General features: G+C 61.2%; 17 protein-coding genes and 2 pseudogenes. 11 read left to right on the plus strand and 8 right to left on the minus strand.

The features are described from left to right. Window positions 1-612: 612 nt before the first annotated feature. Complete coding sequence (locus GGQ64_RS24520) at window positions 613-849, minus strand: hypothetical protein (protein ID WP_183807961.1); 237 nt, start codon at window positions 847-849, stop codon at window positions 613-615. A gap of 126 nt (window positions 850-975) precedes the next feature. Further along, entirely contained in the window at window positions 976-1,164 is a 189-nt protein-coding gene (locus tag GGQ64_RS24525; protein WP_183807962.1) for a hypothetical protein, read from the minus strand. Here GGQ64_RS24525 and GGQ64_RS24530 point away from each other — a divergent pair. From GGQ64_RS24530 to GGQ64_RS24555, 6 genes and pseudogenes are all read left to right on the plus strand, one after another. Next, entirely contained in the window at window positions 1,163-2,404 is a 1,242-nt protein-coding gene (locus GGQ64_RS24530; protein WP_246422910.1) for a DUF3991 and toprim domain-containing protein, read from the plus strand. The genes GGQ64_RS24525 and GGQ64_RS24530 overlap by 2 nt on opposite strands. Window positions 2,405-2,476: 72 nt before the next feature. Further along, window positions 2,477-3,082 (plus strand): DUF1419 domain-containing protein, encoded by a 606-nt coding sequence (locus GGQ64_RS24535; protein ID WP_183807963.1) that lies wholly within the window; start codon window positions 2,477-2,479, stop codon window positions 3,080-3,082. 89 nt (window positions 3,083-3,171) lie between these two features. After that, window positions 3,172-5,985, plus strand: a pseudogene (locus tag GGQ64_RS24540) (lactate dehydrogenase); the annotation flags it as partial. Window positions 5,986-6,323: 338 nt separating this feature from the next. After that, window positions 6,324-8,081, plus strand: a complete 1,758-nt coding sequence (locus GGQ64_RS24545) for a ParB N-terminal domain-containing protein (RefSeq protein ID WP_183807964.1) — start codon at window positions 6,324-6,326, stop codon at window positions 8,079-8,081. Then, a complete protein-coding gene (locus GGQ64_RS24550; RefSeq protein WP_343059566.1) occupies window positions 8,078-8,428 on the plus strand; it encodes a DUF7007 domain-containing protein in 351 nt (116 codons plus the stop codon). The genes GGQ64_RS24545 and GGQ64_RS24550 overlap by 4 nt, the downstream gene beginning before the upstream one ends. Before the next feature lie 41 nt (window positions 8,429-8,469). Then, entirely contained in the window at window positions 8,470-9,393 is a 924-nt protein-coding gene (locus GGQ64_RS24555) for an ArdC family protein (RefSeq protein ID WP_183807965.1), read from the plus strand. Here GGQ64_RS24555 and traG read toward each other — a convergent pair. Genes traG through traC form a run of 3 tightly spaced genes read right to left on the minus strand, consistent with a single transcriptional unit; the run spans window position 9,390 to window position 11,905 of the window. After that, window positions 9,390-11,402 carry a Ti-type conjugative transfer system protein TraG gene (gene traG / locus GGQ64_RS24560; protein WP_246422911.1) on the minus strand — a complete coding sequence of 671 codons (2,013 nt, stop codon included), beginning with the start codon at window positions 11,400-11,402 and terminating at the stop codon, window positions 9,390-9,392. The two genes, GGQ64_RS24555 and traG, sit on opposite strands and share 4 nt — an antisense overlap. Then, complete coding sequence (gene traD, locus GGQ64_RS24565) at window positions 11,389-11,604, minus strand: type IV conjugative transfer system coupling protein TraD (RefSeq protein WP_183807966.1); 216 nt, start codon at window positions 11,602-11,604, stop codon at window positions 11,389-11,391. Before traD ends, traG begins: the two co-directional genes overlap by 14 nt. A 4-nt stretch (window positions 11,605-11,608) precedes the next feature. Further along, complete coding sequence (gene traC / locus GGQ64_RS24570; RefSeq protein ID WP_183807967.1) at window positions 11,609-11,905, minus strand: conjugal transfer protein TraC; 297 nt, start codon at window positions 11,903-11,905, stop codon at window positions 11,609-11,611. Window positions 11,906-12,160: 255 nt separating this feature from the next. On the opposite strand from traC, the gene traA reads away from it, so the two are divergent. Genes traA through GGQ64_RS24590 form a run of 4 tightly spaced genes read left to right on the plus strand, consistent with a single transcriptional unit; the run spans window position 12,161 to window position 17,817 of the window. Next, window positions 12,161-15,469 carry a Ti-type conjugative transfer relaxase TraA gene (gene traA / locus GGQ64_RS24575; RefSeq protein WP_183807968.1) on the plus strand — a complete coding sequence of 1,103 codons (3,309 nt, stop codon included), beginning with the start codon at window positions 12,161-12,163 and terminating at the stop codon, window positions 15,467-15,469. Window positions 15,470-15,471: 2 nt separating this feature from the next. Further along, a complete protein-coding gene (gene traF / locus GGQ64_RS24580; protein WP_183808030.1) occupies window positions 15,472-16,032 on the plus strand; it encodes a conjugative transfer signal peptidase TraF in 561 nt (186 codons plus the stop codon). Continuing rightward, a complete protein-coding gene (locus tag GGQ64_RS24585; protein WP_183807969.1) occupies window positions 16,022-17,194 on the plus strand; it encodes a conjugal transfer protein TraB in 1,173 nt (390 codons plus the stop codon). The genes traF and GGQ64_RS24585 overlap by 11 nt, the downstream gene beginning before the upstream one ends. A 14-nt stretch (window positions 17,195-17,208) precedes the next feature. Next, window positions 17,209-17,817, plus strand: coding sequence for a TraH family protein (locus GGQ64_RS24590; protein WP_183807970.1), 609 nt, complete (start codon window positions 17,209-17,211; stop codon window positions 17,815-17,817). A 46-nt stretch (window positions 17,818-17,863) separates the two neighbouring features. Here the strand turns inward: GGQ64_RS24590 and GGQ64_RS24595 are convergent, their stop codons facing one another. Both GGQ64_RS24595 and GGQ64_RS24600 read right to left on the minus strand, forming a co-directional pair. Beyond that, on the minus strand, window positions 17,864-18,088 hold the full coding sequence (locus tag GGQ64_RS24595; RefSeq protein WP_246422912.1) for a hypothetical protein: 225 nt from the start codon (window positions 18,086-18,088) through the stop codon (window positions 17,864-17,866). A gap of 149 nt (window positions 18,089-18,237) precedes the next feature. Next, window positions 18,238-18,861 (minus strand): DUF433 domain-containing protein, encoded by a 624-nt coding sequence (locus GGQ64_RS24600; protein WP_183808031.1) that lies wholly within the window; start codon window positions 18,859-18,861, stop codon window positions 18,238-18,240. A gap of 272 nt (window positions 18,862-19,133) precedes the next feature. On the opposite strand from GGQ64_RS24600, the pseudogene GGQ64_RS24605 reads away from it, so the two are divergent. Further along, a pseudogene (locus GGQ64_RS24605) lies at window positions 19,134-20,357 on the plus strand (ATP-binding protein); the annotation flags it as partial. Between the two features lie 149 nt (window positions 20,358-20,506). Here the strand turns inward: GGQ64_RS24605 and GGQ64_RS24610 are convergent. Beyond that, on the minus strand, window positions 20,507-21,154 hold the full coding sequence (locus GGQ64_RS24610) for an autoinducer binding domain-containing protein (protein ID WP_183807971.1): 648 nt from the start codon (window positions 21,152-21,154) through the stop codon (window positions 20,507-20,509). Window positions 21,155-21,220 lie beyond the last annotated feature (66 nt).

Genomic DNA, 21,220 nt, shown 5'->3' on the forward strand with positions numbered 1-21,220 from the left:
AGATCGGCGTTTTCGGCGCGCAGTTTTTCGGCCAACTGCTTCCTGAGGTTTCTATTTTCCTCTTCCAACTGGAGAAGATCAGCCATCTCGTCTCCCGCTGCAGCTAGCGATCTCGCTTCGACTGCGGGCTGTGGCGTACGCATCTTTCGGGGCTTTTTTTCAGGAGGAGTTGTTTGCGAGGTAGTTGGTGCTGCCTTCGCCCGCTTTACGCGCGGCTTCCGTGTCGCCTTCTTGATATCGGAAGTCGCAGCCGAAGTGCCGGCAGTTGCCGCGTCAAGCGACGCACTTTTTGGACGTGGCCCCCGGCGTTTCTTTTCCGGGGGAGGTGGAACTACATCTGCGCTTACGCTGTCCGGGCTAACGACTGTGCTGGTCTCATCGGCCATATTTTCCTCCTGTGGTGGCAGTGAAGTCTTTCGCTGACCCATTGCAGGTGTCAACAGCCTCATTTCGTTTTGTTGGCGCTCAGAGTGACGGAGCGAGCTCCTCATGGTTTGAGTGCTGATCTCGGATTGCGCCTCGGCTTCGACGTCGCGGGACATGGACTGAAGGTCCAGGTTTCCCCAGATGGAGGTCGGTTTCTGTGGCTTCCGCCGGCTTCCGCCCTTGTACTCAACCACGAAGTTTTTTTGTGGTCGCTTCATCAATTTCGTCCTTGTGTATGGCTGCAGAGGGGAACATTTCCTGTTGCTGCGTCTGGTCAGGCAGAAGGAAATAAATCACGCTCGGTTTTGCCGATCCGAATTTTGGCGTCAAGTCATACACGCGGCGGTCACGCGTCAAATCCGCCGGTAAGAAATCGAGCATCCCGTTAGCGCAACATCGGAGGCAGTCCAACCCCGCTTCCATTCATGGCGTCCTGGACCAGGTCCGGATCTCCGTCGATCAACCCTCAAGGGGTCGGCTAGCAAGCTGCCGCCGCTCCGCCTTCGTTGTCGCGGTGATCGCGACCGTACCTGTTCCTTTGAGGAGCCATCAGCGGGAATTGGCCCGCTTCCGATGGAGCACCTGAACATGGCACACGATCTTTCCCTCGCCCAGTCTCACGCCTTCCACCTCTGCAATGACCTGATGGTCCCGATCACCCTGTTCAAATCCGGCGACGAATTCGGCGTCCTTCCGTCCGACGAACTCGATGACGAAGACGATCTTGAGATCGTGCATGAATATTTCCCCCGCGGGTTTCATTGAGACCCGCCTGTTTCTGCCGCTGGCGACCTGTCGGCCGCAAGGGAAGCTTCGCCGCAGCACATCGCTGAAACTTTTGTCAGTTGCTTGCAGCGCTCTTGCACCCTCCGCTCTTCGCGGCGAGTTGAAGGTGGCCCGCAAAATACGGGAATCAAGAAGGGACGGCCGCTCTGCGGCCGAAGAAAATATGATACGAGAAGAATTAGAGGCGCTGCGCGCAAAAGTCAGTTGCGAAGCCGTGCTGGAGCAGGCCGGCTACGAAATCGATATGAAAGAAAGCACGCGACGCGCAGTCAAATACCGGCGTGGCGGCAGCATCGTCATCGTGACGCACGACGGACGAGGCTGGTTCGATCCGCTCAGCGACGAAAAGGGCGATGTCTTCGGCCTTGCCATGTTTCTCGAAACAATCCCATTCCCCACAGCAGCGGGAGCGGTCGCATCGCTGGTCGGGTTCCAGTTGTCACGACCGGAATGGAGGTTCTCCCGGTCATCAAGGCCGCCAGAGGACATTGCCGAACGTTGGAGAATCCGGCGCGCGCCGTCGCCCGGTTCCGGCGCCTGGCGCTATCTTCGCTGGGTGCGCTGGATCCCGCCGGCCATCGTGCGGCAGGCCATCCGTGAGTGTGTCTTTCGCGAAGGACCCTTTGGCAGTATGTGGGCGGCCCATGTCGACAGCCATGGCTGCGTTGTCGGCTGGGAGGAACGTGGGCCGGATTGGCGCGGCTTTTCGACCGGGGGCTCGAAGGTTCTTTTCCGGTTAGGACCAGGCGATGCCTCTCGTCTCTGCGTCACCGAGACCGCAATCGACGCGATGAGCCTCGCAGCGCTTGAAGGTCCGCGGGCCGGAACTCTCTATCTCAGCACTGGCGGTGGGTGGTCTCCGGCCACAGATTCAGCACTTGCCGCACTTGCTATTCGGCCGGGACTTACCCTGGTCGCCGCCACGGATGCCAATACCCAAGGGGACGTCTACGCTGAACGATTGCGTGCGCTCGCCGAGGCGTCCGGTTGCGACTGGCAGAGGCTACGTCCGCCGGCGGTGGACTGGAACGAGGTCCTCCAAAGCAGGGAAAAGGAAAAACAGGAAAGGAAGATAGAAAAGAAAGGTGGGCCTGCCGCATGCGCGCCGGCCGCATCAAGGGAGGCTTCGCCCGGCATGCGCCGGCCCTTGACCCGGCCGGACACGAGGCCGGCAACGCGGGAGGGGTCATGAAGGACTGAAGAGGATAGTAAGGTCGAAACGACAGTGCTGCCTTCGGTCCCAAATCCCGAAAGGATCAAGCTGATGACCTCGATATCCCTCCCCCGCAAAGTGTTTCAGGGTGCAGCCAAGCGCGCCGACATGTTCCGCATGTTCGACCGGCACGCGAAGCGCCCCGACCGTTTCGGCGGTGATCAGACTGCCGTCTATGCCGGAGAATGGTTCGAGATCGATGAGAGCTCCTATAGCTACATGCTCGACATCCTCCCGCCGCTCTGGATGCGCGGTCCGACCTTTGCGATGCGAGAGTTCATGATCGGTTCGGTAACCTCGGTGTTTTACGCGATCCGGATCGATGGCGCCGTCCGATACTTTCACACATACTGCGACCTCTCGGACCCGAACTCGATCGAGGCTATGCGGACCACGATCGTCGATCGGGAGATTCGGCCGGTTCAGGCAATGAGCCGTGAAGAACGGCTCGAGCATATCTGGAGCACGACCACCGACGACTATCGCGGCTATACCGGCGACCGTTGGCCGAAGTCGATGCAGGGTCATCGCACAGTCATGCTCTACGGCGGCAAGGAAGGCACCTTCCTCAAGCTGCTCGACACGCTGAGCGACGACGAAATCGCAGCCAAACTGCCGGTGAATCTGCGTCACCTCCCCGCATCGCTGGCTGCCTGAGCCAGACCATCCCCCTGCATCACCGCCAAGGACGGCCAGCCCCTGGGCCGATCGATGGCGCACGCCCTCAATTCAAAGGAGCTTTTCCCATGAGTAATGATCTTTTTACGCTCGACATGTTCGGCTCGAGCGCACTTTCCTCCGGCCTCGGGCTTGGCGTTACCGCTTTGGGTGGGTTCCCGCCTGATGCTGCGAATGACGACGGTCCGGATCCCACGCCGCCGGCGCCAGCACCTGCCCTCCCCGTCGCTGGCACGCCTGTCCGGCGCGCGAGGCTTCGGACGAACTTCTATCTCGACGGCGACCGCGGACTGGCCGCCTCCTGCAAGGATCGCGCCCGCGCGAATGTCGCGGCGATCCTCGTCGCCGATTGCATCGCCAAGCAGGAACGACCGGCGACACCGAAGGAGCAGGCGCAGCTGATCTGCTTTACCGGCTTCGGCGCCGGCGAACTCGCCAACGGCATGTTCCGGCGGCCGGGCGATGTCGATTTCCGGCACGGCTGGGACGACCTCGGTTCTTCGCTGGAAACTGCAGTCTCCGAAGCCGACTATACGTCGCTGGCACGATGCACCCAGTATGCGCATTTCACCCCAGAGTTCATCATCCGGGAGATTTGGGCCGGGATACAGAAACTCGGCTGGCGCGGCGGCAGGGTGCTGGAACCTGGTATCGGCACGGGCCTCTTCCCGGCCCTGATGCCGGAACCATATCGCGACGCGGCCTACGTTACCGGGGTCGAACTTGATCCGGTCACCGCCCGCATCGTGCGCCTGCTTCAGCCGAAGGCTCGGATCATCAATGGCGACTTCGCCCGCACTGAGCTGGCGCCAGTCTACGATCTCGCCATCGGCAATCCGCCCTTTTCCGATCGCACCGTCCGCTCGGACCGCGCCTACCGGTCGCTCGGACTTCGCCTCCATGACTACTTCATCACCCGGTCGATCGACCTTCTGAAGCCAGGCGCGCTCGCCGCCTTCGTCACCTCACATGGCACGATGGACAAGGCCGATACGACGGCACGTGAGCATATCGCCAAGTCCGCTGACCTGATCGCCGCGATCCGCCTACCCGAGGGCAGCTTCCGCCGTGACGCCGGCACGGATGTCGTCGTCGACATCCTCTTCTTCCGCAAGCGCAAGACCGGAGAGCCGGAAGGCGACCAGATGTGGCTCGATGTCGATGAGATCAGGCCAGCCACCGACGACGAAGGCGCGATCCGCGTCAATCGCTGGTTCGCTCGGCATCCCGATTTCGTGCTGGGCACCCATGCGCTGACCTCGGGGCCGTTCGGAGAGACCTATACTTGCCGCCGTCGCGGTGAGGATCTCGAAACTGCCCTCGCCGCAGCCATCGAGCTCCTGCCGAGTGATCTCTACGACGGCGAGCCGACGCCCATCGATATCGATCTGGAGGACGAGCTCGGGGAAATCGTCGATCTACAGCCGAAGGACGGCGCTGTCCGTGAGGGCAGCTTCTTCCTCGACCGGGCAAAGGGCCTGATGCAGATGCTCGACGGCTCGGCCGTACCGGTCACCATGCGCAAGGGTCGCTCAGGCGAAGGCGTGCCGGAAGAGCACGTCCGGATCATCTCCAAGTTGATCCCGGTCCGCGATGCCGTGCGCGAGGTCCTGAAAGCCCAGGAGACCGACCGGCCCTGGCGCGATCTTCAGGTTCGCTTGCGCATCGCCTGGTCAAGTTTCGTTCGTGATTTCGGTCCGATCAATCACACAGTTGCCTCAGTTCAGGAGGATATCGAGACCGGTGAGGTCAAGGAAACCCATCGCCAGCCGAATCTCGCGCCGTTTCGTGACGATCCCGACTGCTGGCTGGCTGCCTCCATCGAGGACTATGATCTTGAAACCGACACGGCGAAACCGGGTCCGATTTTTTCCGAACGGGTGATTGCCCCGCCGGCTGCGCCAACCATCACCTCTCCCGCAGATGCACTTGCCATCGTGCTGAATGAACGTGGTCACGTCGATCTCGACCATATCGCCGAGCTGCTTCATAGCGATCCCGCGGCAGTGGTCGATGAGCTGGGCGAGGCCATCTTTCGCGATCCTGCCGACGGATCGTGGCAAACCGCCGACGGATATCTCTCCGGGGCTGTTCGTACCAAGCTCACCGTCGCGCAGGCCGCGGCCGAGCACGATCCGCTCTATGAGCGCAATGTCCGCGCCCTCCGGGATGTTCAGCCAGCTGACCTCCGACCCTCGGATATCACCGCCCGACTCGGCGCGCCGTGGATACCGGCCGCCGATGTCGTCGCCTTCGTCAAGGAGAAGATGGAGGCCGATATCCGCATCCACCATATGCCGGAGCTCGGATCCTGGACGGTAGAAGCGCGTCAACTCGGCTATAGCGCCGCCGGCACGTCGGTGTGGGGAACGAGCCGCCGCCATGCCGGCGACCTGTTGGCCGATGCGCTGAACAGCCGGGTTACCCAGATCTTCGACGTCTTCAAGGATGCCGACGGCGAGCGCCGGGTGCTCAACGTCGTCGATACCGAAGCCGCCCGCGACAAATTGCAGAGGATCAAGCAGGCGTTTCAGGACTGGGTCTGGACAGATCCGGACCGCACCGACCGGCTTGCCCGCGATTACAATGATCGCTTCAATAACATTGCGCCACGCAAATTCGACGGCTCGCATCTGAAACTCCCCGGCGCCTCTGGCGCCTTTACTTTGTACGGGCATCAGAAGCGTGGGATTTGGCGGATCATTGCCGATGGCTCGACCTATCTCGCCCATGCCGTCGGCGCCGGCAAGACGATGACGATGGCGGCCGCCATCATGGAACAGCACCGGCTTGGGCTGATCGCCAAGGCGATGCTGGTCGTGCCAGGCCATTGCCTCGCCCAAGCGGCGCGCGAGTTTCTGGCGCTCTATCTTCGCCTACGCGACCGAGGGCTCGCTCGACGCCTCGATGTGGCAGAACAACGAGCGCAAGGCCCGATTCATCGCCGCTGCCCTGTCGGGTGATACCTCGATCCGCCGGCTGGAGGATGTTGGCGAGGGTGCGGCCAACCAGTTCGCCATGGCCAACCGCCGCCTGCGCGATCCCGGCCACTTGTCCTTCGCAGGGCTGTCAGCCCCGCTCGTCCTTCGCAGCAGGGATGCTCGGTCGCAGTTGCGTCGGTCCGGCCGTTCGGCGGTCCGGGAGGTGTCTTCGAGAAAAAATGAAGACAGGAAGGGCTGGCAAGGCGCCGGTCCGGAACACTCCCGAAAGGACAAATCCCATGCAGATCATGAAGGTTGACCCGCGCGCGCTGAAGGAAAACCCCGACCGGATGCGCCAGTCTAAGTCGTCGCCGCAGGCCGACGCGCTGATGCTGGCGACGATCAGGGCCGTCGGCATCGTCCAGCCGCCGGTGGTCGCGCCGGAAACCGATGGTGGTAACGGCTACATCATCGACGCCGGCCATCGCCGCGTGCGCCTTGCCATCGCGGCCGGCCTGGAAGAAATCGAAATCCTCGTGGCCGACGCCGCGAACGACAACGGTGCGATGCGCTCGATGGTCGAGAACAGCGTCCGCGAGGCTCTTAATCCTGTTGATCAATGGCGCGGCATCGAACGCCTGGTCGCTCTCGGTTGGACCGAGGAAGCGATTGCTGTCGCTCTTGCCCTTCCCGTCCGCCAGATCCGCAAGCTGCGCCTGCTCGCCAACGTCCTGCCGGCCATGCTCGAACAGATGGTGCTGGGCGATATGCCGTCCGAGCAGCAGTTGCGGGTGATTGCGGCAGCAGGGCAGGTCGACCAGAAGGAGGTCTGGAAGGCTCACAAGCCGAAGAAGGGCGACACGGCTCCTTGGTGGCAGATTGCCAATGCGCTCACGAAGAAGCGGATGCATGCCAAGGATGCGAGCTTTGGCGACGATCTGGCTCAGGCCTATGGGATCGAATGGGTGGAGGATCTCTTCGCGCCGGCCGACCAGGACGGCCGCTACACCACCAATGTCGAGGGCTTCCTCGGCGCCCAGTACGAATGGATGACGAGCAACCTGCCGAAGCGCGGCGCGATCGTCGAGGTCAACAGCTGGGGCCAGCCGGAACTGCCGAAGAAGGCGAGCCAGGTTTACGGCAAGCCGTCGAAGTCCGATCACACGGCGCTCTATCTCGACCGCGATGGCAAGGTGCAGACGATCCAATACCGGATGCCCGAGACTGCAAAGCCGAAGGGCGCTGGTGGCGATGGATCTGCCGCCGGCAGTGATGATGGCGACGCGATCGCCATGCCCATGGCCCGGCCGGACGTCACCCAGAAGGGCCATGATATGATCGGCGATTTCCGCACCGATGCCCTGCACGATGCGCTTGGCCGCGCGCCGATCGAGGATGACATGCTGATGGCGCTGATGGTGCTGGCCTTCGCCGGCCAGAATGTCCGCGTCGACTCCGGCGCAGACGGGACCTTCTACGGCGGCAAGCGCTTCTTGCGCCATGCGGTCGGACTGTTTGACGAGCATGGCAAGCTGGCCTTCGATCAGGATACGCTCAGGGTCGCCGTTCGCTCCGTGCTGATCGACGTCCTATCGTGCCGGCGGGGCATGTCCAACAGTGGCATGGTCTCGCGCATTGCCGGCGAGGCGATCGGCGCCGACGAATTTCTGCCGAACATGGGCTCGGAAGATTTCCTCTTATGCCTGTCGCGCCAGGCGCTGGAGGCCTCTTGCGCCGAAGCTGCCGTCCAGTCAAGGCCCAAGGTACGAGAAACCCGCGCAGCGCTCGTCGAGCGTTTTGCCTGCGCGCACTTCGTCCACCCCTCGGGTCGTTTCGCGCCGCCAGCTGACGAGTTGCTCGACTGGATCCGGGCAGGCGCTGCCACGGATGTCATCGGCGCGGGGTCCCAGGATGACGGGGACTGCGATCTCGATAACCCATCGGAAGATCAGGCGGAACACGATGCCGACGCTGTGGTCGTAGGTGAACCGCGGGATGCGGATCTGCCCGATGATGATGAGCATCACGAAGACGTCGACAAGAGGGTTGCAGCATGACCGCCGCCCTCCAGTCGAAGATGCCAGCACCCACCCCCGATCTTTCGGGGGTGGAGTTTGCCACCAGCGCGGACGGCTTGGCCGTCGCCCGCATCGGTGACCTGGTCCTTGCCATGGCCGACACCGCTGGTCACAAACGCGATCTGGCCAAGCTGAACCGCGTGCAGACCCGCATGTCGGCAAGCACCCCCTGGGGTGGATCGCAGATGGCGGTCGTCTACGCCGAGGGCGTCGTCGCCCACATGACATCAGGCCATGGTGGCTTCCATCTTTCGTCGGATCGCAATGCCAAGGTTCATCCCCTGCTGCGGAAGGGCGCGCCCTGGTATGACTTCGGACCTCCGTGACGGGCCGCGATAGGCGCGGTCCCTGAAAAGGAGAAGTAGTCATGACGAAGAAAGCGGAATCGGATCGTATCGACATCTACACGCGGATCACCGATCGGATCGTCGAGGATCTCGAAATGGGCGTGCGTCCCTGGATGAAGCCATGGAGCGCCGCCAACACCGATGGCCGGATCACCCGGCCCGTGCGACACAACGGCCTTCCGTATTCCGGCATGAACGTGCTGCTCTTGTGGTCGGAGCAGATGTCGCGCGGCTTCTCCTCCTCGATGTGGATGACCTTCAAGCAGGCCCTCGAACTGGACGGAGCCGTGCGGAAGGGCGAAACGGGCTCGACGGTCGTCTTCGCCAGCCGGTTCACCAAGTCGGTGGCCGACGGAAACGGCAATGATGTCGATCGGGAAATCCCGTTCCTGAAGGCATATTCGGTGTTCAATATCGAGCAGATCGAAGGTTTGCCCGACACCTATTCTACCCGGCCGGCCAAGGTGCGGGATCCCGTCGAGCGAATTGAAAGCGCCGATCGCTTCTTCCGCAACACCGGCGCGGTTATCCGGCACGGCGGAAACCAGGCTTACTATTCGCCGGTCATGGACTATATCCAGATGCCGCCCTTCGAGGCGTTTCGCGATGCTGCCGGGTACGCGGCTGTCCTCAGCCATGAGGCGACGCACTGGACGGCGGCGGAACATCGTGTCGGACGTGACCTTTCCCGATATGCGAAGGACCGGACGGAACGCGCCCGAGAAGAACTCATTGCCGAGCTCGGCAGTTGCTTCTTGTGCGCCGATCTCGGCATCGTACCGGAGCTCGAGCCGCGGCCGGATCATGCATCCTATCTCCAGTCGTGGCTATCGGTGCTGGCCAACGACAAGCGGGCGATCTTCCAGACGGCGGCTCACGCACAGCGCGCGGTGAGCTTCCTTCATTCCTTGCAGCCGGAAGCCGATGTGAAGGCTGCGGCCTAATGCTCAAGCGCGGTCGTCACCACCTGTGGCGGCCGCGTTATCCGTATCATTTTTGTCCTTGAGACCTTGTGCAATGTCAGCATCCAGCCTTCCCCAGATCGACGGTTTTTGGGCGTCAGGCTTGGGTTTGCGGGACGGTTTTCGTTCGACGAAGAACGGCTTGGTCTGCTGACGCATTGATCCTCCAGGCTGCGATTCGCGAGTGCAACGATATCGCACAGGGCGTGGTGGGCATGTGGCTGGATGAGCGGCCGGGCTGCCAACTGTTTCGAGCGAGTCCGCGACGACCCGCGTGACTGGAAGCTGCGACTGACCTGATCGATCTCGACCGTCGTCATGCCGCAGCGACGGGAGATGTAGTCGGCGGTTTCCGGATCGTTGATGGCGGCAAAACTGATCCAGCTCGCGCTCTCGAACCACTTGCTGGAAGCGTCTCGCCCGCCATAGGTTTCGCGCAGCTGGCCGATCGACTGGTAGATCATTGTTAGCGTGATGCCATACTTTCTGCCGGCGTCTCGCGCGGTCTCCAGAATGCGCATGTAGCCGAGGCGGGCGATCTCATCGAGCAGGAACAGGGCGCGACCGTCCATTGCGCCATCGCGATTGTAGATCGCGTTCAGGAACGAGCCGATCACGACGCGCGCCAACCCGGCGTGGGTCTCGAGCGTCTTGAGGTCGATGTTGATGAACACGTCCGTCTTACCCGATGCGATATCTTCGGTCCGGAATGTCGAACCAGAAACCAGCTCCGCGTAGTTCTGGTACGAGAGCCAGTGTGTCTCCTTGATGGCATTGGCATAGACACCGGAGAAGGTTTCCGGCGTCATGTTGACGAAGGCAGCTACGTTCTCTTTCACGAAATCCGATTCCGAATTGTCATAGATGTCCTGCAGGCGCAGTCGCAGCTTCGGTTCGGGTTCGGACAAATTCTCGCGGACCTGGCGGAGCGTCTGCTGCCCCTTCGGTGTGTGGCCGGAAAGGCAGACATCGGCGATGATCGCCGTCAGAAGCTGTAGGCCGGAGGCGCGGAAGAAGTCGTCGCGCACTCCGCTTGCGCGACCGCTGTCGCTCATGATCCATGAGGCGACCGAGGCGATATCCTCCTCCTTCGTGCCGCCATACTGGCCGACCCAGTCGAGGGCGTTGAAGCCGGTTGCGGGTTTGCGCGGATCAAGAATCCTGACCCGCCTGCCCGCCTCCTCACGATGTTTCGACACCATGGGTGCGACCTCGTTCGACGGATCGAGCACGATAAGCGGCCCACCCCACTTCAGCGCTGTCGGGATCGTCACCGAGGTGGTCTTGAAACCACCCGATCCTGCAAAAACGATTCCGTGCGAGGAGCCGAATGAGCCGTCGAAGCAGAGTAGCGGAGGCTTGCCGCCGACGCCCCACGTTTCTCTGGTACCGGCACGGAAAGAGACGCTGGCGACGCTGTCGCCGTCGACGCGATACCGCTCTCCGACCACGATGCCGCCAGAGTCCGGGAAGAGCTTCTCCGCTTCGGCAAGTTTCATCCAATCGGCCTCGCCGTGCAGGGCACGCTTGCCGATGATCCGTTTCGGCGCAGCACGGGCGAAGGCGGCGTTGCCGAGCATCGCCACGCGTATCGCAATGCAGCCGGATACCAGCGCTGCGGCGGCGCCGACCATGGTCGATGGATCAAGATATAATAGCGTGGATTTTCCCACTGGCACCTGGGAGGACAGCGCTGCAAGGCGCACGCCTTCCCGCACGCAAGCCGTCAGGATGACCGCGGCGCTTCCGATTACTGCGCCACAGCCTGCGGTGCGGATGCTCGCCGATCCCGCCGCCGCGAACAGAAAGATCAGGCCAAGTGCCGCAGCCGCCATGTAAGGAGCGGCAACCCCTGCCCGTCCCAAGGCAAGCTTTGCCGCTTCAGTCTTCCCGAACCCGGCAAGCCATGTCTCGATGCCGGTCATCGTGAATAGGGCAGCACACATCATGGCCACGGGCAGAATGACGAGAACGATCCTACTCGCTTTCATTGCCGAACGCCTCCGCCCCTATTGCCGTCAACCTTGATCGCTCGCTGCCGTCGGCCTTCAGACGTTGCTGCAGCTCGATCAGCGCGCCGAGCAGAAGCGCCCGTCTTTCGAAGCGGAGGCCGGCTTTGACGATCAGGCCACCAAGCTCGATCTTGTCGCGCGTGTCCTTCTTCCGGGCATCGGACGTTGCGTTCCTGCTCATTCGCTCAAGCCTCACTAGGGCTGCTCGAGCCCGCGCCAGACGCGACCGTCTCGGATTGCCGGCTGCCCGCGCTCCCTTCTGCCGCCGCTTTCCTTCCGCTCGTGAAGCGCTTGCCTCCGCGAAAGCGCTTCGCCAGTTCCTCGAACGCGGCCTGAAGGTCTGTCTCGTCAATTTCGATCTCGCCAAGGCCTGCCCGCAGCGCGATGCGGCCGATGCGCTCAGCCTCTCTCGTTTCCGCGTGCTTGAGCTGTTCCTGGAGCTTGGCGATTTCCTCGCGGATCTTGGAGGATGGTTTCTTCATCTCTGGATTGTCCTCTGTTGCTGCCCATCGTGGTTCACGCGGCCAGAGTCGTTCAGATCGGCGTGCCGATCTACTAACAGAAATGCGAGTAGGCGGAGCCTACGCTTTTGAGCATCATCCCGACCGTTCGCAAGGAGCGGATCCGAAGGGCGCAATTATACGTCGCTGATGCGACGCTCTGCTTTTGCCCTCGGCGGGGCATTCCGCTCCTTCCGAACGCATTGATTTTGTTCGATCGAAGGAGCTTTTCTGGCGATGGCCGTCCCGCACTTCTCAGTCAGCATCGTCGCCCGCGGTTCGGGCCGCAGCGCCGTGCTGTCGGCGGCGTATCGGCACTGCGCCAAAATGGACTACGAGCGGGAAGCCCGGACGATCGACTACACGCGCAAGCAAGGATTGCTGCATGAGGAGTTTGTCGTACCGGTCGATGCCCCGGAATGGCTGCAATCGATGATTGCCGACCGGTCCGTGTTGGGTGCGTCGGAAGCCTTCTGGAACAAGGTCGAGTATTTCGAGAAACGCTCCGATGCACAGTTCGCCAAGGACGTGACGATAGCGCTTCCGATCGAGCTATCGGCCGAGCAGAACGTGGAGCTTGTGCGGGATTTTGTGGCCAGACATATCACGGCCCAGGGCATGGTGGCCGACTGGGTCTTTCATGATGCGCCGGGCAATCCGCATATCCATCTGATGACCACGTTACGACCGCTGACCGAAGATGGTTTCGGATCGAAGAAGGTCGCTGTTACCGGCCCGGATGGCCAGCCACTTCGCAACGACGCGGGGAAGATCGTCTATGAGCTTTGGGCTGGAGGGCTCGCGGACTTCAACGCGCTTCGCGATGGCTGGTTCGCCTGCCAGAACCGGCATCTCGCGCTCGCCGGGCTCGATATCCGTGTCGATGGCCGGTCGTTCGAAAAGCAGGGCATCGAGCTGACGCCGACCATCCATCTCGGTGTCGGCGCCAAGGCGATCGAGCGTAAAGCGGACGAGAAGGGAGAGGCTGCTGCTTTGGAGCGCCTGGAGCTGCAGGAAGAGCGCCGGGCGGAAAATGCCCGCAAAATACAGCGTAATCCGGAGATCGTGCTCGACCTGATCACGCGAGAAATGAGCGTATTCGACGAACGTGACGTCGCCAAAATCCTGCACCGCTATATCGACGATGTAGGTCAGTTTCAGAGTCTGATGGCGCGCCTCCTGCAGAGCCCGGACACATTGCGGCTCGACCGGGAGAGGGTCGACTTTACAACTGGCGTGCGCGCGCCGGCCAAGTACACGACGCGTGAACTGATCCGGCTGGAAGCGGAAATGGCCAACCGAGCGATCTGGCTTTCGCAGCGATCCTCGCACGGCGTTCGCAATGCCGTGCTCGAGGCGACGTTCGCCCGGCACGACCGTCTGCCGGGCGAGCAGAAAACGGCGATCGAGCATGTCACAGGCGCCGCCCGGATCGCCACCGTTATCGGTCGCGCCGGCGCTGGCAAGACAACCATGATGAAGGCTGCGCGCGAAGCCTGGGAGGCGGCCGGCTACCGAGTCGTCGGTGCGGCGCTAGCCGGCAAGGCAGCCGAAGGCCTGGAGAAGGAAGCGGAGATTCCCTCCCGCACCCTGTCGTCCTGGGAGCTGTGCTGGAACCAGGGTCGTGGCCAGCTCGACGACAAGACGATCTTCGTTCTCGACGAAGCTGGCATGGTCTCGTCCCGGCAGATGGCGCTGTTCGTGGAAACCGTCACCAGGTCTGGCGCCAAGCTCGTTCTCGTCGGCGATCCGGAGCAGTTGCAGCCAATCGAGGCGGGTGCTGCCTTTCGGGCTATTGCCGAACGCATCGGTTATGCGGAACTGGAAACCATCTATCGCCAGAACGAGCAATGGATGCGCGACGCATCGCTCGATCTCGCGCGGGGCAATGTCGGAAAGGCCGTCGAAGCCTACGAGGCCAACGGCAAGTTGAACGGCGCCGAGCTCAAGGCAGATGCCGCCACCAACCTCATCTCCGATTGGAACCGCGACTACGATCCAAACAAGTCCACATTGATCCTGGCGCATCTGCGTCGTGATGTCCGCATGCTAAATGAGCTGGCACGCGCCAAGCTTATCGAGCGGGGCATCATCGACCCCGGTTTTGCGTTCAAGACGACCGATGGTGTCAGAGGCTTTGCAGCCGGTGACCAGATTGTCTTCCTAAAGAACGAGGGCTCGATCGGCGTCAAGAACGGCATGCTGGGCAAGGTGGTGGAGGCGGCGCCCGGTCGTATCGTGGTCACGATCGGCGAAGGTGAGCATCTGCGCCAGGTCTCGGTCGAGCAGCGCCTCTACAACAATGTCGACTATGGCTATGCCACGACCGTGCACAAGAGCCAGGGCGCAACCGTCGATCGGGTCAAGATGCTTGCATCGCTGTCGCTGGACCGGCACCTCACCTATGTGGCGATGACCCGCCACCGCGAAGATCTCGGCGTCTATTACGGCCGCCGATCCTTCGCCAAGGCTGGCGGTCTGGTCGAGATGCTGTCGCGAAAGAATTCGAAGGAAACGACGCTCGACTATGCCGGCGGCAACATCTACCGGCAGGCACTCCGTTTCGCCGAAACCCGCGGCCTTCACCTTGTCAACGTGGCCAGAACCGTTGCCCGCGATCGTCTCGAATGGACAGTTCGGCAGAGCTCGAGGCTCCTCGATCTCGCTGGCCGGCTTGCGGCCATCGGAGCCAGACTCGGCTTCGCAACCTCAACATCGAGCACAGTTCTCAGACCAGCAAAGGAGGCCAAGCCCATGGTATCAGGCATTACCACTTTCCCGAAATCCGTCGGCCAGGCAGTCGAAGACAAGATTGCGGGCGACCCGGCGTTGAAGAAGCAGTGGGAGGAAGTGTCGATGCGCTTCCACCATGTTTATGCTCAGCCGGAAAGTGCCTTCAAAGCCGTTGATGTCGACGCGATGTTGCGCGACCAGTCGGCCGCGGCAACGACGCTTGCAAAGATCACCAGCGAGCCTGAAACCTTCGGCACCCTCAAAGGGAAGACCGGTCTGCTCGCAAGCCGCACCGACAGATCGGACCGCGAGCAGGCGCTCAAGAATGTCACGCCGCTTGCCGACAGCATCAGCGACTATCTTCGCCAGCGCGGCGCGGCAGAACGACGAAATCACGCCGAGGAACTGGCGGTGCGTAGACAGGTCGCGCTGGTGATCCCAGCTCTCTCGTCCAATGCGAAAAGTGTGCTTGAACGGGTGCGTGACGCCATCGACCGTAAAGACCTGCCGTCAGGTCTTGAATATGCGCTTGCCGACAAAATGGTGAAGGCGGAACTCGAAGGTTTCGCCAAGGCCGTCTCCGAACGGTTTGGCGAACGGACATTCCTGCCGCTCGCTGCCAAGGAGGCGAATGGCGAGGCGTTCCAACGGGTTACCGCGGGGATGAACGCCGCGCAGAAGAGCGAAGTGCAACAGGCTTGGAACACGATGCGGACGGTGCAGCAGCTGTCTGCCCATGAGCGAAGTGTGACGGCACTCAAGCAGGCTGAGACACTTCGCCAGACGAGATCCCAGGGGCTTACCCTGATATGAAAATGCGCCATCGAGAGAGAATACTCCGGCGCCTCAGCCGGCTTGTCTGGCTCTACCGGATCACCAGCGTCAGCCTGTTCACGCTTGGCTTTATTGTGCTGCTCGGAGGTGCAGGCTTCAGGGTCAATCTGACGCCGAGCGAACCGCTGGGTCTGTGGCGGATCGTCGAACCCGATCGCCCGATCCTGGTCGGCGATCTGGTCTTTATCTGCCCCCCGGCCACTAACGAAATGCGCCAGGCGCGCGCGCGAGGATATCTGCGCTTCGGGCTCTGCGCCGGCCGCGTCGCGCCACTGATCAAGACCGTTGTGGCGACATCCGGACAGGTGATCGAAATCAGTGACGATGTGCGTGTCGATGGTCGGCCGATGCCTCATTCGCGTGTCGCTCGGATGGATGGCCAAGGGCGCGAGATGGCGCCTCATGACGGTGGTGTCGTTCCGCCTGGTACGGTCTTTCTACATTCCGAATTTCCGGGGTCGTTCGATAGCCGGTATTTCGGGCCTCTTCCAATGGACGGCATCCTCGGATTGGCGCAGGAGGTATGGACCTATGCGCCGTGAACTTCTTCGGACGGTCGTGCTTGTCGCACTTTCTACCAGCACCGGCTGGATCGGCTGGAGTGGTGATGCGCTCCTGCTTCCGATAGTGGCGGCCTTCCCGCTGCTCTGGTCTTTGGCGCGGACGCGCCTGCAGGCGGCTGCCATCTCCGGGGCATACTTCCTCGCTGCATCGCGTGGCTTGCCGCTGGGGGTTGCGAACTTCTATGAACAGGATATCTGGCCCGGTCTTCTGCTTTGGCTGGTCGCTTCCTCTGCGTTTGTCATCGTACATTCCGTGCTCTGGACGGTTCACCAGGGATGGCAGAGGCCGCTTCGATACGTGGCTGCTTGCGGTGCCATGGCGGTTCCACCGTTTGGCATTCTGGGATGGGCACATCCGATCACCGCAGCCGGCGTCTTGTTCGCAGGTTGGGGATGGTGGGGTCTGGCAGCGATGGCAGCCGGCCTGGGCGTCATGACGACGCAATATCGGCCGGCTGCAGCCATGGCCATGACAGGCTTATGGCTCTGGTCCGCCGCCGAGTGGACACCGCCGGTTCTACCTGCGTCGTGGATCGGTGTCGACCTTGAAATGGGTGCATCCCTCGGACGTGAAGCGGGCCTCCATCGTCAAAGGGAACTGATCGATATAGCTCGCGGTCACCCGCCGGGCACGACGATCGTGCTGCCGGAGAGCGCTCTTGGCTTCTGGACGCCGACGGTTGGCCGGCTCTGGCAGAAAGGGCTCATCGGGACGGACATCACCGTCATGGCTGGAGCGGCAATCATCGATCAGCAGGGCTATGACAACGTGCTCGTGACGATATCAGCTGAGGAGAACGAGGTTCTCTACCGGGAGCGGATGCCGGTCCCCGGATCGATGTGGCAGCCATGGCGAGGCTGGATTGGTGATGGCAATGATGATGAAGGCGGCGCGCGGGCACATTTCTTCGCGAGCCCCGTCGTCGACGTCGGCAATGCGAAAGTCGCGCCGCTGGTCTGCTACGAGCTGCTCCTCGTCTGGCCGGTGTTGCAATCGGCATTCCACCGCCCCGACGCCATCGTCGCAGTCGGAAACGGCTGGTGGACTGCGGGGACGTCTATCATCGACATTCAGCAGGCGAGCAGCGAGGCCTGGGCCCGCCTGTTTGATCTGCCGCTCGTCATCTCATTCAACATTTGAAACATGGAGCTCGCATGCTGGATGCTGCGCTGATCAAGGAATGTGCCGACCCATCGTTGAAGCCGGCAATCGTCGAACAATTCGTACAGGCGGCCGGCTCGGACGATCCGCTCGTCGTCACGGTTAAGTCCGGCGGCCGTCTGATCCTCGTTCCCAAACCGAAAACGCCTGAGGAAGCGCTCGAAATTGTCCGTGAGAACATTGGTGGCTCTGTCGTGCGGGTCGGTCTCACCCAGATCCCGGCGGGCATTGGCCTGAAGGACGCGTCGGAGCTTAAGGGCGATCTCGTAGACCCCTGCGCCAACCTGCGGATGGGGACGGCAATGTTTGCAAAGATCCTCCGCATTGTTGCGAAATGGTATGGAAATCCGACGAGCGAAGAGGTGTTCCCGCAGCTGTTCGACGATGCGGTACACGCCTGGCAGACCGGAAAATTCGAGGGCGAGAGTGTGTTTCAGGCTGAGAATCCGGGTGGCGCTGTCGTCCAGCAATCGGCAGTGGAGGTCGATGATGCTGACGAAGAAGGGGAAGACGCCCCCTCCTTGAAGCCGGAGGACGATCCGATCAAACCCGACAACGCTGGTATTCGCATCGATCTTACGAGGATTGGGGGGCAGAAATAGAGAGCGGATCGGTGCTCTGCTCGTGGAATGAGCGTAGTGACTGTTCTCAGGTTGCCGGGAGAGAATAGCGGCTGAGAACCGCCTCATCGCCCTCGATGCTGATCTCGATGACCTCGTTGAGGAGTTCCTCGCCGCCGGCAATCTCCTCCAGGATGAGTGCGAACAGGTCTCGCTGCAATGCCGGAACGACCTGAGGTACGATGATGATTAATCCGGCATGGATCTCTTCGCTGCCGTAGAGTTTTCTGAAATCGCGCGCGTTTTTGGTCACGAAGGTTTAGCAACGATGCGCGGCATCAGATCCCAATCCTTTTCGCCGCTCAAGTCTAACCAGTTTACATGGAAGCCGTCGTGGCCGTTATCCTGAGCAACGGCCACGAGAGCGTGTGCAGGCATTCATCAATCAGGAACTTCACGATGTCAGCTGTCGGACGATTTGTTGGCGGCCCTCGGCAGCGAGAGACGCTTTGCAGATTTCACGGTCGCGCCAAGGTCGGAAAGTTTGCGCGGCCTGCCCCGTGCCGGGTGAGCGGCGGTCCAGATCTCCGCGAGTTCGACCATACGCGTGGTGAGCGACGGATAACCATCGACGATCTCCTCGGTGGTCGCCCCCTGAGCCTTCATGGCGGCAATCGTCCTGACTGGAACCCGGGTCTTACTGAAGACCGGTTCGCCGCCAAGAACACCCTTTACGCTCCCGATAACCCGTTCTGCTTCCCGAAGTGCCTCCGCACGTGCGGCAAGCTGTTCGCGTGCGCGGGCCACATCCACGATCAGATAATCGTCTGCTCGAACGGTGTCAGCATCGGGATTTTGGTCTATCGTGTCGAAGAGCCGCTGACGGCGCTCAGCCGACAGGATCGAACCGACCCCATACCATAGCTTGAGACGCAGCAAGTCATCGTCGGAAAGCGCTCGCCCTTCATCTTCAGTGAGACGTCGGGCAATGATCCGTTTGTCGATTGCGTTATGCACCGACTTCACGGCGATTTCGCTGACGGCAGCTGCTTCCGCAGGCGTGTAAGCGCGTGATGTGACAGCCATAATCATTCTCCGTGTGGAGAACATATAACCCACTTGAATACGGTTGTGAAGGGCGACTTTGGATTTGCTTGTATCCGCTTGCGACATCGCGCCCGGTGCGATCAACTCAGGCGTCTTGGTCAGGAACAACCAGTTCGACGAGGCTCACCGCAAGCGCCCGTGCGATATCGTGTTGAAAGTTGGACATTGCATGAATTAAAAATAGACGGCTATATGCTTTAAATTAGTCGGACCATGAATTAAGAATGGTCGAATGATCGAGCACCTTAACCCTTGTTGAACGCAAGGCGTTTCCTCTGGTCGAGGCTGCGCTGGCAGATACCCGTGTGGTCTTGATAACCGGGCCGCGACAGGCAGGGAAGACGACCCTTGCGCGCATGTTTTCGGATAAGGACCGCCCCTATATCACACTGGATGATGCCGGTACCTGAATGCTGCGAAAGCGGATCCGACTGGTTTTATCAGAGGGATCAAGCGTGCGGTTATCGACGATGTGCAACGGGCGCCGACCTGATGCTCGCGATCAAGGCGAGCGTAGATATGATGAGGAGGCCGGCCGTTTTCTGCTGACAGGTTCCGCTAACCTGGCAACCATACCGACGATTGCCGACTCCTTGGCCGGGCGCATGGCCGTTATCCCGCTCCTTCCCTTTGCACAGGCTGAAATCCGGTCAAGCCCGGGCCGCATGCTTGATCGCCTGTTCGCGGGAGAAGAGCCGGCGGTCGAGGGTGAGGTTGTCTTGGGCAAAGACATGATGAACGTCGTTCTAGCCGGCGGCTATCCTGAAGCCCTGAGACGAGCTTCCGTGGCCAGACGCGTCTCATGGCTCGAGGACTATGTCACCTTGATACTGGATCGCGACGTCCGCGACATCGCCAACATAGATCAGCTCGATCGTCTGCCACGCCTCCTGAATATACTCGCCGAGCATGCGGGGCAGTTGATCAACAATAGCGGCTTCGGTTCGGCGCTAGGACTGTCCGGGGTAACGGCCCAGAAGTACATCGCTATCCTTGAGCGTCTGTTTCTCGTGAAAACCCTGGTTCCATGGTCGAACAACCGGCTCAGTCGGCTCGTTAAAACGCCGAAGCTCCATTTCATCGACACCGGACTGCTCGCCGCATTGCGTGAGGATGAGTTGGTCCGGCTGTCTGAAGACAAAACCCGGTTCGGCGCGCTGCTGGAAAGTTTTGTCGTCTCGGAGCTTATGAAGCTAGCGTCCTGGTCCGAAAGGCGCATGGCGTTCTCACACTATAGAACAAAGGATCGCGATGAAGTCGATGTCGTGATCGAAGATCGACGTGGCCGGATCATTGGTATCGAAGTCAAGGCTTCCGCGACCGTAAAGGCAGATGATTTTCGCGGGTTACGTCAGCTACAGGACGCTGTAGGTGAGCGGTTCGTGCGTGGTTTGGTCTTGCACGATCATGACCGCATCACCTCCTTTGGAGAGCGACTTCAAGCGGCGCCGTTGTCAACATTATGGTCGATGTGAGTGGGGGCGGGCTGGCACAGGCGGCGTTCCAAGGAGCAGGAGTGGCCCGGTGCTGCATAGACGCTCGAGTGGCTCATCTTGCCGGAAATGATCGTCTCGACCGCCAGACGAAGCACACTCTGTGCCGCAAACTCCGACCCGGCCCCAAATCATATCAGCTGGAGCTTTGTCGCGATGGCTGTGGCTTGAGGCAGAGACACCGCTTCAAGGGTTTTGCGCGCGTTGTTCAAATGGAACACGACGGTTGATGATTTGATTTCCTCCATCGCCGCTATGTCCTTCATCGATTTGCCTTCTGCAGCCCATCGCAGGCACAGCGCCTGTTTCGGCGTCAAGGCCGCCACGATCGTCCCGGTCGCCGTTCCAATGCAATTCTGTAGGCGGCAATGGAGTTGTGCGACGGCTGTCGCCGCAACCACTTCGTCGACCGGCAGATCGGCAAATCGTTCCGGCTGGACGGTCGTCATCGTCAGTACGGCCAAGTGGCCGAAGCCTGTCTTGATAGGTATCGACAGGCCGCCACGCATGCCCGACGCCTGTGACGCCGACAACAGATCACCGGCCTGGGACCTTGCCAGCATGCGCCATTGCTTCAGCTCCCAGCGAAACGCCCGCACACTTTTCCTTGCCAGCATGATGACGGGATCGTGCAATGCCCAGTTTCCCCTCAGGTATCGCTCCTGCCATTCGAATGAGGCATTGGAAACCAGCCTCGTGCCCGATGGCCGGATATCCAGGTAGATGAATTTGTCAAAGCCGGCACGCTCGACGATACGGCCCAGTTCACGTTTCAGCATGCCGGCGTCCTGAGCCGTGGACGCAAGGTCAATGATCTTGAGAAGCCATCTTTGCAAATTTCACGC

This window comes from Mycoplana azooxidifex, assembly GCF_014196765.1.
In the GTDB taxonomy this organism is placed as follows: Bacteria; Pseudomonadota; Alphaproteobacteria; order Rhizobiales; family Rhizobiaceae; genus Mycoplana; species Mycoplana azooxidifex.

Coding starts and splice junctions, on each gene's coding strand:
- traG (WP_246422911.1), bottom strand. CDS start 11,402: ATGAAAGCGAGTAGGATCGTTCTCGTCATTCTGCCCGTGGCCATGATG.
- traA (WP_183807968.1), top strand. CDS start 12,161: ATGGCCGTCCCGCACTTCTCAGTCAGCATCGTCGCCCGCGGTTCGGGC.
- GGQ64_RS24525 (WP_183807962.1), bottom strand. CDS start 1,164: ATGCACGATCTCAAGATCGTCTTCGTCATCGAGTTCGTCGGACGGAAG.
- traF (WP_183808030.1), top strand. CDS start 15,472: ATGCGCCATCGAGAGAGAATACTCCGGCGCCTCAGCCGGCTTGTCTGG.
- GGQ64_RS24530 (WP_246422910.1), top strand. CDS start 1,163: ATGAATATTTCCCCCGCGGGTTTCATTGAGACCCGCCTGTTTCTGCCG.
- GGQ64_RS24585 (WP_183807969.1), top strand. CDS start 16,022: ATGCGCCGTGAACTTCTTCGGACGGTCGTGCTTGTCGCACTTTCTACC.
- GGQ64_RS24555 (WP_183807965.1), top strand. CDS start 8,470: ATGACGAAGAAAGCGGAATCGGATCGTATCGACATCTACACGCGGATC.
- GGQ64_RS24600 (WP_183808031.1), bottom strand. CDS start 18,861: ATGGCTGTCACATCACGCGCTTACACGCCTGCGGAAGCAGCTGCCGTC.
- GGQ64_RS24550 (WP_343059566.1), top strand. CDS start 8,078: ATGACCGCCGCCCTCCAGTCGAAGATGCCAGCACCCACCCCCGATCTT.
- traD (WP_183807966.1), bottom strand. CDS start 11,604: ATGAGCAGGAACGCAACGTCCGATGCCCGGAAGAAGGACACGCGCGAC.
- GGQ64_RS24535 (WP_183807963.1), top strand. CDS start 2,477: ATGACCTCGATATCCCTCCCCCGCAAAGTGTTTCAGGGTGCAGCCAAG.
- GGQ64_RS24545 (WP_183807964.1), top strand. CDS start 6,324: ATGCAGATCATGAAGGTTGACCCGCGCGCGCTGAAGGAAAACCCCGAC.
- GGQ64_RS24520 (WP_183807961.1), bottom strand. CDS start 849: ATGGAAGCGGGGTTGGACTGCCTCCGATGTTGCGCTAACGGGATGCTC.
- traC (WP_183807967.1), bottom strand. CDS start 11,905: ATGAAGAAACCATCCTCCAAGATCCGCGAGGAAATCGCCAAGCTCCAG.
- GGQ64_RS24610 (WP_183807971.1), bottom strand. CDS start 21,154: ATGCTGAAACGTGAACTGGGCCGTATCGTCGAGCGTGCCGGCTTTGAC.
- GGQ64_RS24590 (WP_183807970.1), top strand. CDS start 17,209: ATGCTGGATGCTGCGCTGATCAAGGAATGTGCCGACCCATCGTTGAAG.